Annotated in this window: 18 protein-coding genes; 14 read left to right on the forward strand and 4 right to left on the reverse strand. The window is 69.0% G+C overall.

The window, feature by feature from the left end; genetic code table 11:
• Nucleotides 1–84 precede the first annotated feature (84 nt).
• The 3 genes from helR to IEX05_RS05550 all read left to right on the forward strand — a co-directional run bounded on the left by helR (nucleotide 85) and on the right by IEX05_RS05550 (nucleotide 3,775).
• Nucleotides 85–2,214, forward strand: a complete 2,130-nt coding sequence (gene helR / locus IEX05_RS05540) for an RNA polymerase recycling motor ATPase HelR (RefSeq protein WP_188700360.1) — start codon at nucleotides 85–87, stop codon at nucleotides 2,212–2,214.
• Between the two features lie 271 nt (nucleotides 2,215–2,485).
• A complete protein-coding gene (locus IEX05_RS05545; protein WP_188700361.1) occupies nucleotides 2,486–3,034 on the forward strand; it encodes a DnaJ family domain-containing protein in 549 nt (182 codons plus the stop codon).
• Between the two features lie 9 nt (nucleotides 3,035–3,043).
• Nucleotides 3,044–3,775: a formylglycine-generating enzyme family protein gene (locus tag IEX05_RS05550; RefSeq protein WP_188700362.1), complete on the forward strand. Its 732-nt coding sequence runs from the start codon at nucleotides 3,044–3,046 to the stop codon at nucleotides 3,773–3,775.
• Between the two features lies 1 nt (nucleotide 3,776).
• On the opposite strand, the gene IEX05_RS05555 is transcribed toward IEX05_RS05550, so the two are convergent.
• Together IEX05_RS05555 and hrpB are read right to left on the reverse strand one after the other, a co-directional pair.
• Nucleotides 3,777–4,697, reverse strand: a complete 921-nt coding sequence (locus IEX05_RS05555; protein ID WP_188700423.1) for a hypothetical protein — start codon at nucleotides 4,695–4,697, stop codon at nucleotides 3,777–3,779.
• A gap of 60 nt (nucleotides 4,698–4,757) precedes the next feature.
• Entirely contained in the window at nucleotides 4,758–7,253 is a 2,496-nt protein-coding gene (hrpB, locus tag IEX05_RS05560; RefSeq protein WP_188700363.1) for an ATP-dependent helicase HrpB, read from the reverse strand.
• A gap of 34 nt (nucleotides 7,254–7,287) precedes the next feature.
• Between hrpB and IEX05_RS05565 the strand changes: the two genes are divergently transcribed.
• Genes IEX05_RS05565 through IEX05_RS05575 form a run of 3 tightly spaced genes read left to right on the forward strand, consistent with a single transcriptional unit; the run spans nucleotide 7,288 to nucleotide 9,545 of the window.
• Nucleotides 7,288–8,136, forward strand: a complete 849-nt coding sequence (locus IEX05_RS05565) for a hypothetical protein (RefSeq protein ID WP_188700364.1) — start codon at nucleotides 7,288–7,290, stop codon at nucleotides 8,134–8,136.
• 17 nt (nucleotides 8,137–8,153) lie between these two features.
• Complete coding sequence (locus IEX05_RS05570; RefSeq protein WP_188700365.1) at nucleotides 8,154–8,552, forward strand: PPOX class F420-dependent oxidoreductase; 399 nt, start codon at nucleotides 8,154–8,156, stop codon at nucleotides 8,550–8,552.
• Nucleotides 8,553–8,567: 15 nt separating this feature from the next.
• Entirely contained in the window at nucleotides 8,568–9,545 is a 978-nt protein-coding gene (locus tag IEX05_RS05575) for an alpha/beta hydrolase (protein ID WP_188700366.1), read from the forward strand.
• Here the strand turns inward: IEX05_RS05575 and IEX05_RS05580 are convergent.
• The gene (locus IEX05_RS05580; protein WP_188700367.1) at nucleotides 9,542–10,171 is read right to left on the reverse strand and encodes a class I SAM-dependent methyltransferase; all 630 of its coding nucleotides are present in this window, start codon (nucleotides 10,169–10,171) and stop codon (nucleotides 9,542–9,544) included. The two genes, IEX05_RS05575 and IEX05_RS05580, sit on opposite strands and share 4 nt — an antisense overlap.
• A 32-nt stretch (nucleotides 10,172–10,203) precedes the next feature.
• Between IEX05_RS05580 and IEX05_RS05585 the strand changes: the two genes are divergently transcribed.
• From IEX05_RS05585 to IEX05_RS05595, 3 genes are read left to right on the forward strand one after another with little or no spacing between them, the layout of a single operon-like run.
• Nucleotides 10,204–10,725: an NUDIX hydrolase gene (locus IEX05_RS05585; RefSeq protein WP_188700368.1), complete on the forward strand. Its 522-nt coding sequence runs from the start codon at nucleotides 10,204–10,206 to the stop codon at nucleotides 10,723–10,725.
• Nucleotides 10,722–11,219: a GNAT family N-acetyltransferase gene (locus tag IEX05_RS05590; RefSeq protein WP_229661139.1), complete on the forward strand. Its 498-nt coding sequence runs from the start codon at nucleotides 10,722–10,724 to the stop codon at nucleotides 11,217–11,219. Before IEX05_RS05585 ends, IEX05_RS05590 begins: the two co-directional genes overlap by 4 nt.
• A 44-nt stretch (nucleotides 11,220–11,263) precedes the next feature.
• On the forward strand, nucleotides 11,264–12,061 hold the full coding sequence (locus tag IEX05_RS05595) for a Cof-type HAD-IIB family hydrolase (protein WP_188700369.1): 798 nt from the start codon (nucleotides 11,264–11,266) through the stop codon (nucleotides 12,059–12,061).
• On the opposite strand, the gene IEX05_RS05600 is transcribed toward IEX05_RS05595, so the two are convergent.
• Nucleotides 12,042–12,884 carry a class I SAM-dependent methyltransferase gene (locus IEX05_RS05600; RefSeq protein WP_188700370.1) on the reverse strand — a complete coding sequence of 281 codons (843 nt, stop codon included), beginning with the start codon at nucleotides 12,882–12,884 and terminating at the stop codon, nucleotides 12,042–12,044. The two genes, IEX05_RS05595 and IEX05_RS05600, sit on opposite strands and share 20 nt — an antisense overlap.
• 446 nt (nucleotides 12,885–13,330) lie before the next feature.
• Here IEX05_RS05600 and IEX05_RS05605 point away from each other — a divergent pair, with 446 nt between their 5' ends.
• The 5 genes from IEX05_RS05605 (at nucleotide 13,331) to IEX05_RS05625 (ending at nucleotide 16,708) form a co-directional block, all read left to right on the forward strand.
• Entirely contained in the window at nucleotides 13,331–14,017 is a 687-nt protein-coding gene (locus IEX05_RS05605; protein ID WP_188700371.1) for a GNAT family N-acetyltransferase, read from the forward strand.
• Nucleotides 14,014–14,415: a VOC family protein gene (locus IEX05_RS05610; RefSeq protein ID WP_188700372.1), complete on the forward strand. Its 402-nt coding sequence runs from the start codon at nucleotides 14,014–14,016 to the stop codon at nucleotides 14,413–14,415. Before IEX05_RS05605 ends, IEX05_RS05610 begins: the two co-directional genes overlap by 4 nt.
• A 39-nt stretch (nucleotides 14,416–14,454) precedes the next feature.
• Nucleotides 14,455–15,726 carry an aspartate carbamoyltransferase gene (locus tag IEX05_RS05615; protein ID WP_188700373.1) on the forward strand — a complete coding sequence of 424 codons (1,272 nt, stop codon included), beginning with the start codon at nucleotides 14,455–14,457 and terminating at the stop codon, nucleotides 15,724–15,726.
• A gap of 32 nt (nucleotides 15,727–15,758) precedes the next feature.
• Nucleotides 15,759–16,301, forward strand: a complete 543-nt coding sequence (locus IEX05_RS05620) for a GrpB family protein (protein ID WP_188700374.1) — start codon at nucleotides 15,759–15,761, stop codon at nucleotides 16,299–16,301.
• A gap of 62 nt (nucleotides 16,302–16,363) precedes the next feature.
• On the forward strand, nucleotides 16,364–16,708 hold the full coding sequence (locus IEX05_RS05625) for a YciI family protein (RefSeq protein WP_188700375.1): 345 nt from the start codon (nucleotides 16,364–16,366) through the stop codon (nucleotides 16,706–16,708).
• Nucleotides 16,709–16,830: the final 122 nt, after the last annotated feature.

Genomic DNA, 16,830 nt, shown 5'->3' on the forward strand with positions numbered 1-16,830 from the left:
CCCCCATCTTGTCAGCTGAGAATCGCTTCCGAAGCCTGAAGGCGCCGGGCGTGGCTCGGGGCGAAGGGGTGAGAATCGATCACCGTGACGTTCTCTGCTTTCGCCCTGCCCGCTTCCCGTTCCGAGAAGGCCGCCCCCGCTGTCATCGGCGCCGACGAGCAGCGCCTGGCGGATATCGATCGGGCGCTGATCGCGGCCCGCGACGACGTCGAGCGCCGTCTCGCGGCCGCGCGGCGCATTGACGGCGATGGACAGGACGCCATGGATCGGGACATCGCCGTCTACGGTCTCGTCGCTCGGCAGACGGTGCTGCGGCGGTTCGCCATCGATCTCTGTCTCGGGAAGATCGTGTCGACGGCGGGGGAGGAACTCTACATCGGGCGCACCGGGCTCGTCTCGCCGGAGGGCAAGCGCCTGCTGATCGACTGGCGCGCGCCCGCCGCGGAGCCGTTCTTCGCCGCGACGCATCAGAATCCGATGGGCCTCGTGATGCGACGTCGCTTCCGCTGGAAGCTTGGCCGCGTCGTCGATTTTTGGGACGAGGTGTTCGACCCGGCGACGCTCGACGGCGATGTCGCCCTCGACGATCAGTCGGCGTTCATCCGCAGCCTCGGATCGAGCCGGACGTCGCAGATGCGTGATGTGCTGGGCACGATTCAGGCGGATCAGGATGCAATCATCCGCGCGAACTCGGCGGACGCGCTCGTGGTCGACGGCGGGCCCGGAACGGGCAAGACCGTCGTCGCGCTGCACCGCGCCGCCTACCTCCTTTACGCGGATCGGCGCATTTCCGAGCGCGGTGGCGGGGGAGTGCTGTTCGTGGGGCCGAACGACCGATATCTGTCCTACGTCGACGACGTGCTCCCGAGCCTCGGCGAGGACAGCGTCACGATCGCGACGCTGCGCCGGCTGACTCCCGAGGGCGAGCGCGCGCTGCCCGAAGCGGATCCGCGTGTGGCGGCCCTCAAGGGGTCCGCGCGCTTCGAGGATGCCATCGCGCGCATCGTGCGCAGCTATGAGCGCGTGCCGAGCGAGCAGATGGTGCTGCCCACATCGTGGGCGGACGTCGAGATCGAGCCGGAGGACTGGGCGGAGGCGATCGAGGCAGCCGACGACGGAACGCCCCACAACGATGCGCAGGGCGTGGTGTGGGAGGAACTGCTCGATATCCTCACCGCCAAGGTCGAGGAGATGCCGCCGCACCTGGCGCGACGAGAGCTCGAGAACCACGCGGGCCTGCGCGAGGTGTTTGAGAAGGTGTGGCCCATGCTCGATCCGGCGGGCCTTGTCGGTGCGCTGTGGACCTCGCCCCGTCTGCTGGCGGGCGTGACGCCGTGGCTCAGCGACGACGAGCGCGCCCTTCTCGCTCGTGAGCGCGCGGATGCGTGGACGACGGTCGACCTGCCACTGATCGATGCCGCGCGCGACCTGATGGGAGATCCGGCAATGACGGCGCGTCGGCGACAGCGCGAGCGGGCACTGGTTGCTGAGCGCGAGCGGATCGAGACGGTCGTCGATTACCTCTCCGACACCGATGAGGACGGCGAGGGTGTCTCGCTCATGCTGGGCGCTGCCGACATGCAGGAACGGCTCATCGACGAGGGCGCGCTGCCGACGCTCACCATCGATCAGCTCGCGGGCCCGTTCGCTCACGTGATCGTCGACGAGGCGCAGGAGCTGAGCGATGCGGAATGGCGCATGCTCATCCGGCGCTGCCCGTCCAAGAGCTTCACCATCGTGGGCGATAGGGCGCAGGCCCGCCACGGATTCACTCAGAGCTGGGAGGACCGCCTCGCGCGGGTCGGCATCACTCGCGTCTCGGTGTCGCACCTGACGATCAACTACCGCACGCCAGCGGAGGTCATGGCCGAGGCGGAGCCGGCCATCCGCGCGGCGATCCCCGACGCGAACGTACCGACCTCGGTCCGTGCATCCGGCATTCCCGTCCGGCGCGGCCCAATCGCATCCTTGGACGCCCTGCTGGACGAGTGGCTCGCCGCGAACGCCGAGGGGACGGCGTGCGTCATCGGATCCGCTCTCGCCGCCGAGCGCGAGCGCGTCACCGCCCTGTCGGCGGCGGAGGCGAAGGGCCTCGAGTTCGACCTCGTCGTGCTCGTGGAGCCGAAGGCGCTGGGTGGGGGAATCGAGGGCGCGGTCGACCGCTACGTCGCGATGACGCGCGCGACGAAGGAGCTCGTCATCCTGGAGGGATGAGCCTTCGGCGCTGACCGCGGGTGGTGCGCGCCTGCACGAGCGGAGATGAGCCGGATCCGCGGAGCGATCGCGTCTGCGGATCCGAAGTTCGGGGTCGGATCCGAAGAATCAGATCGCGATCCAGTACCGGCGCATCCGGACGCCCTCGTGTGCTCGCGTGTCTTCACGCCCGTGATCGAGGATTCGTCAGCCGGATCCTGCGAACGGGGAATCCGCGAGGAGGTGCGCCCGACGACGAGCATACGAATAGCCTGGGATGAAGGAGGCTCCCATGGACGACCCACGATCACGCGCCGCGCAGTATCGCGCCGAACGAGATGGCGACGGTGCCGCCGAGAGCACGAGCGGTCCGCCGCGCTGGAGCACCCGTGAGGAGCGCGTCTCCGCGGTCGAAGCGTCGATCCAGGTGGCGATCCGGCGTGGCGAGTTCGACAACCTTCCGGGAGCGGGTAAGCCGCTTGAGGGGATCGACAAGCCGCACGACCCGGACTGGTGGATCCGCCAGAAGATCGAGCGGGAGAACCTCACGGGTCTCGCCCCGCCCGCGATCCAGCTGCGCAACGAGCACCGCGCGATGGACGACACGCTTGACGGCTTCTGGCGCGAGGAGGACGTGCGTGAGCACCTCGAAGAGTTCAACAAGCGGGTCAAGTACGCGCGGATGCAGTTGCAGGGCGGCCCGCCGGTCGTGACGCCGTTGCACGACATCGAGGAGGACGTGCGCGCGTGGCGCGAGCGCCGCGCTGCGAGGCCCACTTCAGATCCGGAACCCGAGCCACGCGGATCCTGGATCGGTCGTTTCCTGCGCGGCACCACGTAGCCTGAACGGATGACCCCCGACACCGACATGGTCGCGCTTGACGGCGGGCCGGTCACCCTGCGGGATCGCAGGCGCAAGATCACCCGAACCGTCGAGCTCGAACCGTTCGAGATCTCGCGGTTCGCGGTCACAGAAGAGATAATGGCCGAGTTGCTCGCCGTGCCGAGCGCGCACCCGCGCCGCGCGGCCGTCGGGGTGAGCTGGCAGCAGGCGATCCGCTTCTGCAACGCTCTCTCGGAGTGGGAGGGGTTGGATCCGGCGTACGGGTACGACGGCGAAGACATCACGTGGCACATCGACTCCGACGGCTACCGCCTGCCGACCGAGGCCGAGTGGGAGTTCGCGTGCCGCGCCGGATCGACGAAGGCGCAGTACGGATCCGTCCCCGATATCGCCTGGACCCGCGCGGATCACCTCGCGCACCCGCAGGACGTCGGCGGCAAGATGCCGAATCTCTTCGGTCTCTTCGACATGCTCGGCAACGCGTGGGAGTGGTGCTGGGATCTGCTCGACCCGACCGATGGCGACCAGCGAGTGTTCCGCGGTGGTGGATACGGCGACAGCGCGAACATCGACGCGTCCGTGCGCCGCGGCGATCATCCCCGGACAAGCCACGATGACGTCGGTTTTCGCGTTGCGCGCGGCGCGTTCGACGGCCCGGCCGCGCAGGGCTGGTCGGCGAGGGGAGATGCGATCTCGGCCGTGAGCGACATCCCGCACGGCTGGTCGCGGATCCGCTGAGTCAGCCGACGAGCGCCGAGTCGACTTCGACGACGCCCTTGCCGTACTTCTCGTCGAGCTCGCGCTGGAGCGTGCCGTCGTCATAGATGACACTGAGGTCGACAGCGTTGTCGATCACATCTGTGCCGACACCCAAGCTGTTCGGAATGGACATCAGCTCGTTCAAGATATCGTGCAGCTCCGCCTCGCTGCGCTCGGCATGCGAGACGCAGAGCATCCCGCTCCAGACCTCACGCAACTTCTCTTCCGTGGCCGCGATGTCACCGGTCACCTGCACGTTGATGATGGTGTACAGCGGGTCGTTCATCGCTTCCTCGTACGCGATCTGCGAGTCATCGTCTCCGGGCGTGGGCGACGGGATCTCGTGGGGCTGCCGATCGACCCAGGCACCCGCGTATCCTTCGAGGCTCTCCGCGAGCGCGAACGCCGCCTCGCGGTCTGCCATCGCGACGGCCGATGTATCGCGAACCCGCCACCCGCCGTCGGGCTCCTCGCAGGGAGTCGAGAAGTCCATTTCAGCCGGGGGTGACGTCGCCAGCGGCTCGTTCGATACCGACTCGACCTCGAAGGTGTTCGCGTCCGAGTCATACCGTCCCACGAGCGCGTACGCTCCCCAGCGCACACCGCTCGCTTCCTCGAAGGTGCCTTCGTGATCAGCCCAGTCCCAGCTGACGAGCGCAGGGCCGCCGCACTGCGGAGGGTACGACTCGGCGACGGCGCCGAGACAGAGCTCGGGCCCGTCGCCATCGTCGAGCACGGTCGCGAGGTACGGTGTCCGAACGAGCCCGTCGGGCGGTTCAGCGGCCGGAGCGTCATGCACCATGCCACAGCCGTTCAGCAGGAGGACCGAGCCGAGCACGACGCCGCAGCCGAGCGACGCCCGCATCGCCGGAAGCTCATCGACGCCTCGTTCGCTACGCATGCGACCAGTATCGATGGGATCCGCGACGTCATCAGTAATCGTGACCGGATCGTTCTCGCCTCACCCCTCGCGCAGGCGCTTGCTGGTCTTGGCCGTCGCCGGCGCAGTCCAGGGATCCTCCGGCCAGGGGTGCTTCGGGTAGCGCCCGCGCATCTCCTTGCGTACGTCCCGGTAAGGGCCATCCCAGAACGACGAGAGGTCCTCCGTCACGGCGAGCGGGCGACGGGCGGGGGAGAGCAGGTGGAATTGCACGGGCACGCGACCGTCGACGAGACGTGGCGTCTCGGCGAGCCCGAAGACCTCCTGCAGCTTCACGGCGACGACCGGTCGCCCCTCCCTCTCGGCGGGGTAATCGATGCGCGCGCTCGACCCGGACGGCACGTCGAGCCGCTCCGGCGCGAGCGTGTCGAGGCGGCTCGCCTCGGGCCAGGGCAGCAGCCCGCGCAGCGCGGACACGAGGTCGATTGAGGCGAGCGCGGCTCCGTGCAGGTGGGGTCCCAACCAGTCCTCGAGGCGTGCGAGCAGCGCATCGTCAGAGACGTCGGGCCATGGCGCCCCGAGCTCGCGATGGATGAGCTGTAGCCGGGCGCGCAGCGCCGTTGCCTTGTCGTTCCACGGGATCCCGTTGTCTCGGATGTGCGCGAGAATAGCCGCCGAGGCGTCGTCATCGCGCGCCCGCACGGGCGTCGAGAACAGCACGATGGAGCCGAGCCGGCGCTCCTCGCGCACGCGCACGCGGCCCTGTTCCAGGCGCGAGATGCGTTCGGTACGTACACGTCCGATCTCGAGCGCGTCGCTCTCGGCGAGCGCAGCGGCGAGCCGGATCACGGCGCCCGTGCCGTCTGCGATGCGCCCGTCGGCGCGTTGCACCTCGCAGACCGCGATCCACTCGGATCCGAGCAGAGACGATCCTTCGGGAAGCGCCGCGCGTGTGCCGCTTGCCAGCAGGTAAGAGCGGGATCCGTCCGCGACTCGGCGGGCGATCCACTCGGGGCGCGCGAGCGCCGCGACACGCCCCGTGGCGTCGGTATCACGCGCCGGATCGTGCGCCGCCTCGCGGTCGCCCTCGGCGGCGATCCGCTCCAGCCGCTTCACATCCGCGCGCCATCGCCCGGCACCCGGCGCATCGCCGCGGCGCAGGGAGCGCAGGAGCGCACCGAGGTCGGCGCCGGGTTCGCGTGTGTCACCCGACATCGCCGCGATGACCTCGGCGGCGGTCCGCGGCGCCGCCTCGGCGGCGAGTAGCGCCCGCCCCTCACGCGCGCCGACCGGCATGCGCGCCACCAGGGCGCCGAGCCGAGTGGGCCGGCCCGCCTCGTCGATCAGTTCGAGCGATTGCAGGGCGTCCTGCGCTCGGGACATCGATGCCGCGGGCGGGCCGGTGAGCATCCCGAGCCCGATGCCCGCGGGGGTACCCCATTCCGCGAGCGTGAGCGCGGCGTCGACGAGGTCTGCGGAGAGGATCTCCGGATCCGAAGCCGGACGAAACGCCGCGAATTCGGCCTCCGTGTACGCGCGCACCGCGCGACCCGGGCCCTGTCGCGCAGCGCGCCCGGCGCGTTGTTCGGCGCTCGACCGCGACGCGCTGACGGTCACGAGGCCCGCCATGTCGCGGGCCTGGTCTCGCCGAATCTCCCGGGACAGACCCGCATCGACGACGAGCCGCACGCCGGGCACCGTGAGCGAGCTCTCGGCCAGGGCGGTGCTCACGACGATCCGTGGCGGGTCGCCGGGCTGGCGTCCGGATGTCGCACGATCCTGCGCGGCGGCCGTCAGTCGACCGTGCAGGGGAAGGGCCTCCACGTCGCCGGACAGATCCCGGATCCGCCGCACCACCTCATCGACGTCGCGGGCCGAGGGCACGAAGACGAGCGCGTCGTGTGCCGCCGCGGCCTGTTCTCTCACGGCGAGGGAGGCGAGGTGGTCGAGAAATGCGCGTTCGACGCCTCGGGCACCGATGCGCGCAGACACGGCCGGCGCGTACGAGATCTCGAGCGGATGGAGTACGGATCCGATGGCGACGATCGGCGCATCGAGCAGCCGCGCAACGGGCTCGGCGTCGAGCGTCGCCGACATCGCGACGAGCACGAGGTCGTCGCGGAGCGCCCGCACCTCGCTGAGCATCCCCAGGAGGAGGTCGCCGTCGACGGTGCGCTCGTGCACCTCGTCGAGCACGACGGCCGCGACGCCGTCGAGACCGGGATCCGTGAGGAGCCGGCGGAGCAGCACGCCGGGCGTGACCGTTTCAATGCGCGTGTCGCGCGACACGAGCCGTTCGCCGCGGACGGTGAAGCCGCTCGGCCCGCCGAGGGGTGAGCCGTCGAGCTCCGCAATGCGCCGAGCCGCCGCGCGTACCGCGACGCGACGCGGCTGGGTGACAAGGATCCGGCCGGACGGTAGCGCGTTGGCCGCGAGCGGCGGAACGAAGGTGGTCTTACCGGTGCCGGGTGGGGCGGTGATGACGGCCGCTCCCGCGGCGAGCGCCCGTTCGATCTCGTCCCGCGACTGCGACACGACGAGCCCGGAGCCGATTCGTTCGAGGTCGAAGGAGTGCATCCGTCCATTCTCGCCGGTGCGCGACAATAGGGTGGTGACTTCGCTTCCGCCCCTCGGCCTTCTGCTCGATGTCGACGGACCCATTTCCAGCACCCGTACCCGCACGGTTCGCCTGCACGGCCTCGCAGCCGACCTCGTCGCGATCGCGCGCTCTGGGTGCCCCGTCGTGTTCAACACCGGCCGTTCGGTCGACTTCCTCGCGGAGCAGGTGCTGCCCGCGTTGACGCGCGCGGGGCTGACCGCGGCGGATCCGGTGTGGGGCGTGGGGGAGAAGGGCGGCACCTGGTTCTCGCTGGTCGAGCGAAACGGTTCGCCCACGGTCGGCGAGGTCTCCCTCGACGAACGCATCGCGCCGCCGCCCGCGCTGGTAGAGGCGGGTCGGCGGATCGCCGCCGAGTACTCGGAGATCGTGTTCTTCGACAACACGAAGCGCACGATGGTGTCGCTCGAACAGCACGTGAACGTGCGACGCGACGAGTTCCTGCCGTGTCGCGACAGGATCGTAGAGGCGTTCGAATTCGCGATCGGCGACACCGGGGCGACGGGCTTCACGATCTACCCGACCGTGATCTCGGTCGATGTCGAGCACGTCGACAGCGGCAAGGCGCTCGGGGCGCAGCGCGCCCTGGAGCTCATCGCGCCGCGCATGGAGGCACCGCGTCGCTGGTTCACCGCGGGCGACTCCGGGCAGGACTACGACATGGCGTCGTACCTGCACGAGCACGGATTCGACGTCACACACCTCGACGTTCGGCTCTCCGGCGAGGTACCGGCGGTGCCCTTCCCGGTCATCCGCGAGCTCCCGGTCCTCGAGGACGGATCGGCGGAGGACGACATCACCGCGCGACACATTTCGCGGCTACGCCTCGAGATCGGCGCCTGATCCGGCAGACTAACGCCATGAGTGTTCTCGACAATCTCGACCCGAAGTTCCGCCGCCTGCTCGATCTGCCGCTCTACGGGCACCTCGGCACCATCCGCCCCGACGACACGGTGCAGGTGAACCCGATGTGGTTCGAGTTCGACGGCGAGCACGTGCGCTTCACGCACACCACCAAGCGCCAGAAGTTCCGCAACCTGCAGCACAACCCGTCGATGTCGCTGTCGATCACGGATCCTGAGGAACCGACCTCCTACCTCGAGGTCCGCGGCAAGCTCGTCGACGTCGTGCCGGATCCCGAGGGCGCGTTCTACATGCGACTCGGAGAACGCTACGGCAAGCCGCTCGACGGCACCCCGGCCGACGCCGCCGACCGCGTCATCCTCGTCATGACGATCGAGCGCACGACGAAGCAGTAGCCATATGCTGGCCGTATGGCTGGCCAGTGGATCCCCGACGTGCTGGGCGACGAGTTCGAGCAGCTGACGCTGGCGCTCGGCACGGACGACGAGGGCGAGGTGGTCGCGACGCTCGTGCGCGCCCTGCCCCGGCGCCGCTGGCTCCGCAGGCGACCGCTCGAAGACGTCGACGTGCTGTACGTGCACGGCTGGTCGGACTACTTCTTCCAGAAGCGCCTCGCGCGCACCTTCACCTCGCGCGGCGCGCGATTCTTCGCCCTCGACCTGCGAAAGTACGGCCGCAGCCTCCGGCAATGGCAAACCGCAGGTTACGTTACCGACCTCGCCACCTATGACGAGGACATCGCGGCGGCGCTTGCCGCCATCGGCACGGGCCGCCGGTTGATGCTATTCGGGCACTCGACCGGCGGCCTCGTGCTGAGCCTGTGGGCGCATCGCAACCCGGGCGCGGCGAGCGCCGTCATCCTCAACAGTCCGTGGTTGGAGTTTCAGCTGCCGCGGCTATCGCGCGACGCGATCACGCCGCTCATCGAGTTGCGGGCGCGGCGCAAGCCAATGGAGCAGGTTCCGCAGGTCGATCTCGGTTACTACGCCCGCGCGCAGGCCGAGGCCGTGGATCCTCTGGACCCCGTCGAACCCAACCTCGCTTGGCGTCCCGAGCAATCGATGCCCGTGCACGCCGGCTGGCTGGGCGCGATCCTTCGCGGGCACGACGCGGTGGAGGACGGCCTGACGATCGATGCGCCCGTGCTCGTGATGCTCTCCGCACGATCGGCGCGGCCCTTGCGCTGGCACGACGACCTCACGCGCGCGGACTCGGTGCTCGTCGTCGACGATATCGCGCGCGCCTCCCTGAAGCTTGGGCCCCTCGTCACGATCGCCCGTATCGACGGCGCGCTCCACGACATCTTCCTCTCGCGCCGCGAAGCGAGGGAATCCGCCTACCGGGTCCTCGGCGATTGGCTCGACGGCGCCGTCCGCGCGTCGCGTTAGAGGGACGACGCGCGCGGACTCTCGGGCGTCGCCCGCCGTGCCGCGATGGACGCGTGCGGTCGGCTTCCCGGATCCTGCCGGGTCTCGGAATCCTGCACGACGAAGCCGGCGCGCTCGAGGGCGCCGGCCATCGTTTCGACGCTCCAGAACCGCGCCGTGGTGACGGCGTGGTCGAATTCCTCTTCGGCGCCGTCGAAGAACCCGATGAGCAGGGATCCGCCCGGTGCCAGCGCGCGAGCGAATTCGGTGAGCGCGGCGCTCAGCTCGTCCGGATCCAGGTGGATCAGCGAATACCAGGCGAGCAGGCCGCCGAGCGATGCGTCGGCGTGTGGAAGGGCGAGCACGGAGCCCTCGCGGTACGAGACATGCGGGTATGCGCTTCGGGCGTGCGCGACGAACTCGGGCGTGAGGTCGAGCCCTTCGATGTCGCTGCCCGCGCCGTCGAGGTACGCGGTCCAGTGGCCGGGCCCGCTACCCGCGTCGAGGATCTTGCCCGTGACGCCGAGAGACCAGCGGTGGATCCGCGCCGCGTCCAGCGGCGAGAGCGCGGCAACCGAACCGAGCAGGCGAATGTACTCGTCGGCCCGCACCCCGTATGCCCGTCGCACGCGCTCCTCGGAAGTCATGCTCACCAGTCAACCACCGATAGCGTGGAGGCATGACAGAGGAGATCTGGGACCTGTTGGACGTCGACGCCAACCCCACGGGGGAGACGCACGTGCGTGACACGCCGATCCCGGAGGGTCGGATGCACCTCGTCGTGGCCGCCGCCGTGGTGCGCCGCGATGGGCGCATCCTCGTCGCGCAGCGGGCGGCCGAGAAGACCTTTCCGTTCGCGTGGGAGATCTCGGCAGGAAGCGCCCTCGCGGGTGAGACGAGCAGGGAGGCCGCGTCTCGCGAGCTGTACGAAGAGGTCGGCGTGCGGTGCGAGCCCTCGGATCTGACGCCGATCGGACGGGTCATCGAGCCGACGGCCTTCTTCGACCTGTACGCGACCGTCGTCGACGGCGACGTCGACATCGTCCTGGATCCGGATGAAGTCGCGGACGCCCGCTGGGTCACCTTCGACGAGTTCGATCGCATGACGGCAGCCGGCGAGCTCGCGGATCCGTGGATCCACCGGCTTCAGCAGTTTCGGCCCGCCCTCGGCGAATTCGTTGCGACGGCGGTCGGCTCGTGAGCTTTACGATCCGGCGCATCGTCGGCAACGACTGGCAGGAGTTCCGGGAGATCCGACTGCGGATGCTGGCGGACACCCCCATCGCCTTCGGCGAGACGCTCGCCCACGCGCAGTCGCTTGGTGACGCGCAGTGGATCCAGCGCGCGACCAGTAACGAGCAGGATCCGAACATCGGGCTCGTCGCGATCGATGAGGACGGGACCTGGCTCGGCGTGATGCGCGGCTATATGAGCCCCAGTGCGGGCCCGATGCTCGTCGGCGTGTACGTCGATCCGGACGCGCGCGGGCGCCACGCGGGGGTAGCCGATGCGCTCCTCGACGGCATCATCGCGTGGGCGCGCGGGCTCGGCACGACGCTGACGCTCGACGTGCACGCCGACAACCCGCGTGCGATCGCCTTCTACACGCGCCGCGGCTTCGTCAACACGGGCGTGACGATGCCGTACGAGCTCGAGCCGGGCGGCACCGAGAACGAGATGCGGCTGGTGCTGTAGCGCCTCGGCGCCGTACGAGGCACCGCGCCGGATAGGCTCGCGTCATGCTCGTCGCGACCGACCTCGACGGCACTCTCGTGCCGATCGACAGCTTCACGATCCCCGATTACACGGCCCGCGTGCTGCGCGAGGTAGATGCCGCCGGGATCCCGGTCGTGTTCATCACGGGACGCCCGCTGCGCTGGGTCGAGCCGCTGCGGGAGCACGTCGGCAGGCACGGCATCGCGATCGTCTCGAACGGCGCACTCACCTACGATCTGCACGCCAACCGCATCGAACGCATCCGCGGCATCGCGCCCGACGTCGGCCTCGCGATCGCCCGCGACATCGTTTCCGCGCTGCCCTCGGTTCAGCTCGCGATCGAGTTTCCGGATGGGATCCGGCTCACGCCGAACTTCGAACAGGATTTCCCGATGGCGGGTGCCCCCAGAGGCGAGCTGGAAGCCCTCTGGGACGAGCCGGCGATCAAGCTGCTCGCCAGGGCACCGGGCGTGGACCACGGGACGCTGCGCGATGTCGTGCTCGAGGCCGTCGCGAACCGGGCGACCGCCACCTGGTCGATGCCGGGCCTCATCGAGGTCAGCGCGCTCGGGATCACCAAGGCCAATGCCTTGGCCGCCCTGTGCCGGCTGCGCGGTGTCGACGCCGCGGACGTCATCGCGTTCGGCGACATGCCCAACGACATTCCGATGCTCGACTGGGCCGGCACCGCCTACGCGATGGCCGACGCCGACGAAAGCGTCCGTGCGATCGCCGACCATATCATCCCGTCGTGCCACGAAGAGGGCGTCGCGAAGACCCTCGCCGAGCTGATGGGGCGGCTCACTCCTTCCGAGCGATGATCGTGAACGTGCACGGCACGTTCTCGCGTTCCTCGCCGGGCCAGGCCCAGCCGCTCGCGGTCTGCTCCATGCGCGGCGAGAACTGCCAGGGGAGCGTCGCCCCCTCGTCGAGACGCAGGATCCGCAGACCCGCACCGATCAGGGCATTCACGATCTCCGCGAGCGAGTGCGGCCACTCGTAGGTGCGCGTGTGCTCGACAGTTCCCTCGCCCGAGTACGTGCCCGCGTCATCCCACGTCTGCGCCTGACCATTGGGGAAGTAGCGGTAGCGGATCCGCAGATCGTCGGCGGTTTCGTCCAGCGCGTACAGCGCGGGGTGTCCATCGCGAATGAAGAAGGTTCCGCCGTCGCGCAGCAGCCGCGCGACTTGCGCCGCCCAGCGATCGAGATCCTTCAGCCAGCAGATCGTGCCGATCGAGGTGTACACGAGATCGAAGTCGGCACCGATCGCGCTCGCCGCATCCATCACGTCGGAATGCACCCAGCGGATCCGCTGGCCATGCGCGGTCGCGAGTCGCTCTGCGGCTTCGAGCGCGGCGGGAGAGAAATCGAGCGCCGTCACCCGGGCGCCGGATCGGGCGAGCGAGAGCGTGTCGGTGCCGATGTGGCACTGCAGGTGACAGACGTCGAGCCCGCGCACGCCGTTCGGCAGGAACGGCGTGAGGGCGGCGAGATCCTCCGTGATCACGCTCGAGAGATGCGCGGGATCCTCGAACGCTTCGAGACCGTAACCCGTGAGATGGATCCCGACCCGGTCATCCCAATTCGCGAGGTTCGCGTCGCGCGCCTCGCCCCAGCTGACCTCGATGTCGTTCTCTGCCATGGTGACAGCCTCTCACGCGAAGGCGGCGGCGGTGCGAACCACGTCGTCGGCGGCGCCTGCGGCTCCATGGACTGCACTGCACGGCACCCGTATGGTGGGGCCTGTGCCGACAATCTTCCTCATCCGCCACGCGATGCCCGTGGCGACGCGCGATGCGCCCGCGGCGGACTGGCCGTTGTCGGATGACGGCACCGCGGCGGCCCGGGCACTGGAGGTCCCGCGGGAAGCGCGGATCCTCGCGAGCAACGAACGAAAGGCGATCGAGACGGTCACACAGGCAAGCCGCGGAGCACAGGTGACGATCGATGCGGGCTTCGGCGAGGTGCAGCGTGTGACGTCAACCATCGCCCGCCGCGCAGATGACATTCTGCGGTCGGGGGAGCCCGCGACACCGGCCTCCTGTAACAGTTCGTGGGCGGGCGTCCAGGAGCCGCTAGCGTCGACTCATGGATCTCGAAGACATCTGGCCGTTGTTCGGACTGACGATCACCACGCCGCGGCTGACGCTCTCGCCCGTGCGCGACGCCGACCTTCCCGGGCTCGTGCGGGCCGCGCTGGACGGCGTGCACGACCCGGAACAGATGCCCTTCGGCTTCCCCTGGACGGACGCACCCGCATCCGACCTTCCGGGCAATCTCGCGATCTACCAGTGGGGCCTGCGCGGGCGGGTCTCGCCGTCATCATGGAACATCGCGTTCGCCGCGCACTACGAGGGACGCGTGATCGGCACGCAGGACCTGAGCGCGTATGACTTCGCAAACCGGCAGACCGTGAACAGCGGATCCTGGATCACCCGCAGCGTGCAGGGTCGCGGCCTGGGAACGGAGATGAGGGCCGGGCTCCTGGCATTCGCGTTCGACGTGCTCGGCGCGGAGTGGGCAGAGTCGAGCGCGACGAGCACCAATGCGGCGTCTCTCGCGGTGTCGCGAAAGCTCGGCTACGAGCTCAACGGCGTGACGCGTCAATCGCCCCGGCCGGGCCAACCCGTCGACGAGCAACGCGTGCGGCTGCCCCGGGCCGACTTCCTCCGCCCCAATTGGTCGCCGCAGATCGTGTGCAGTGACGCGGTTCTGCGCCAACTGGGCGCTGCCCATGGCTTAATCGCCGCGTCCACGGATACGATCGCCGCATGACAGCCCCCACGCCATACCTGCTGTTCCCGGGTTTCGCCGCCGAAGCGCTCGAGTTCTACCGCGGAATCTTCGGGGGAGAGGTGCGCAGCTTCACCTACGAACAATTCGATCGGACCGACGGCCCGCCGAGCGACATCGCGCACGGTCAGCTCGACGGGCCGGTGACGCTCTTCGCATCCGACGCCGGCGGCGACGAAGACGCGGTGCACATGGTCGGAATGTACCTCTCGATCCTCGGCGCCGCGGATCCAGACACCTCGCGCGCGTGGTTCGACGCGCTCGCCGCGGATGGACGGGTGATCGAGCCCCTCGAGAAGCGTTCCTGGGGTGATTGGGACGGCACGCTCGTCGACCGCTTCGGGGTTCGATGGCTGATCGGGTTCCAGGACCCGAGATAAGTGCATGGCTTTTATGCACACAAAGTGTATATTCGAGGCATGAGCCTGAATCAGCAGTCGATCCTGCGCGACGCGATGCGCCGCCTCAACCTCACCCGTGACGAGTTCAGCGCGCGCATCGAGGTCAAGCGTCGCACCCTCGACTCGTGGCTCGTTCCCTCGGCATCGGCCGGTGCGCGGACGATGCCCGCGGCGACTCGCCTCCTGGTCGAGCACCTCCTGAAGGAGGCCGGCCTCGCCGCGGCGTCGATCGAACCCGCCGAGCACCCGGGATTCGGCGGCAGCCGACACCTGCTGTCCGTCGAGCAGTTCGACCGTGCGGGCCTCGAGCGATTCATCCGCGTCGCCGACGTGATGCAGCCCTTCGCATCGCGGCAGGAGACCACGCGGGTGCTCGAAGGGGCCGTGCTGTCGAATCTCTTCTTCGAGGCCAGCACCCGCACCCGGCTCTCCTTCGGAGCCGCGTTCGCTCGCCTGGGCGGCACCGTGCTCGACACGACGGGCATGACGTTCTCATCGATGGCGAAGGGGGAGTCGATCTATGACACCTCTCGCGTGATCGCCGGGTACGCGGACGCGATTGTGGTGCGTCACCCCGACGAGGGATCCGTCGCGCAGTTCGCCGCGGCGAGCAACGTCCCCGTGCTGAACGCGGGTGACGGCGCGGGGGAGCATCCCAGCCAGGCACTGCTCGATATCTACACGATCCAGCGGGAGTTCTCCTTCCTCGGAAAGCGCATCGACGGGTCTCACATCGCGATGCTCGGGGACCTGCGGTACGGGCGCACCGTTCATTCGCTCGCACGCCTGCTCTCGCTCTACTCCGAGCTGACGTTCACGCTCTACGCACCGACACAGCTCGAGATGCCCGAGCACCTCGTCGAGCTCGTGCGGTCGAAGGGCCACTCCGTCGAGATCTGCGAGACACCGGCCCATGCGATGGCTGGCGCGGACGCCGTGTACGCCACTCGGATCCAGCGCGAGCGAATGGGAGAGGCCGCCGGCGCGGCGTTCAACGAGTACCGCATCGATCAGGCGATGATCGACGCGCATCTGCCGTCAGACGCCCTGCTCATGCACCCGCTTCCGCGCGATTCGCGCGAGGGGGCGGCAGATCTCTCCTCGGAGATCGTCTCGGATCCGCGGCTCGCCATCTTCCGGCAGGCCGACAACGGCGTCGCGGTGCGCATGGCGATCTTCACCGAGGCGCTCAGCGTCTCGCACCTCGTCGCGCGTAGCTCGAGCCCCGTTCCATGGTTCGTGCCTGCGACGTACGGCGCCGACGACGCAACACTGCTGCCGGATCACTGAGCTCGACGACCGCCGCGTGGCAGGATCAAAGGATGGCTATCGACGTCGCACCCTACGATCCCGACTGGCCGATGCGCTTCCGGCGCGTGGCCGCCGACCTGGCGGCAGCGCTCGAGGGCGTGCCTGTGGCGTCGATAGAGCACGTGGGATCCACCTCGGTGCCGGGTCTTGCCGCGAAGCCGATCCTCGACATCGATGTCGTCGTGTCGCGCCGGGCCGTTCCCGCGGCGATCGCCGCTCTCGAGCGAATCGGATACGCGCACAGGGGAGACCTGGGGGTGACGGACCGCGAGGCGTTCACGGCCCCGGACGATGATCCGCGGCGGCACGTGTACGTGTGCGTCAATGGAACACTGCATCTTCGCAATCACCTCGCGGTCCGGCGCGTGCTGCGCGAGAACGTCGAGCTCCGCGATCGCTACGGCGCCGTGAAGAGCGCACTCGCGAGCAAGCCCGATATGGACATCGAGGCCTACCTCGCGGGAAAGTCCGAGGTGCTCCAGGACGTTCTCGCGCTTTCCGACCTCACCGATGACGAGAAGGCGCGGATCCTGCGTCTGAACACCGGATCCTGAGCGCCGCTTGCGCTTCTCGGCGTCCGGGAGCACGCTGGGAACAGTTTCCGGAAGAGCGCGCCATGACGAAGTATCTGATCTCGTTCCCCAGCTCCGCGATGTCACATCTCAGTGATGCGGAGTTTGAGCGCGCAGCGACCGAGAGCCACGAGGTCGTTCGCGAGGCGAGAGCCGCGGGCGTGTGGGTCTTCGGGGGCGCGATCGACGAAGATCAGCCGCCAGTGTTGGCGCTCGCCGATGGAACCGTGCGCCCCGGCACCTATCCGGAGAGCGAAAGGATCGACGGCGGCTTCGCCATCCTGGACCTGCCCGACTATTCCGCGGCGCTCGCGTGGGCCGCCAGGATCGCCGCGGCGTGCCGGTGCGCGCAGGAAGTGCGGGTCTTCCACGACGACCCGGAGAGCTAGGCCGTGTTGATCAAGAGGTTTCGCTCCCGGCTCGGTGAGTCTTAAGCGGTGACGCGACAGGAGATCTCTGACGAGGTGTGGGCCGTGATGGAGCCGTTGATGCCGACGGCGTCCGGGAGGTC

The organism is Microbacterium nanhaiense, assembly GCF_014646015.1.
Taxonomy (GTDB): Bacteria; Actinomycetota; Actinomycetes; order Actinomycetales; family Microbacteriaceae; genus Microbacterium; species Microbacterium nanhaiense.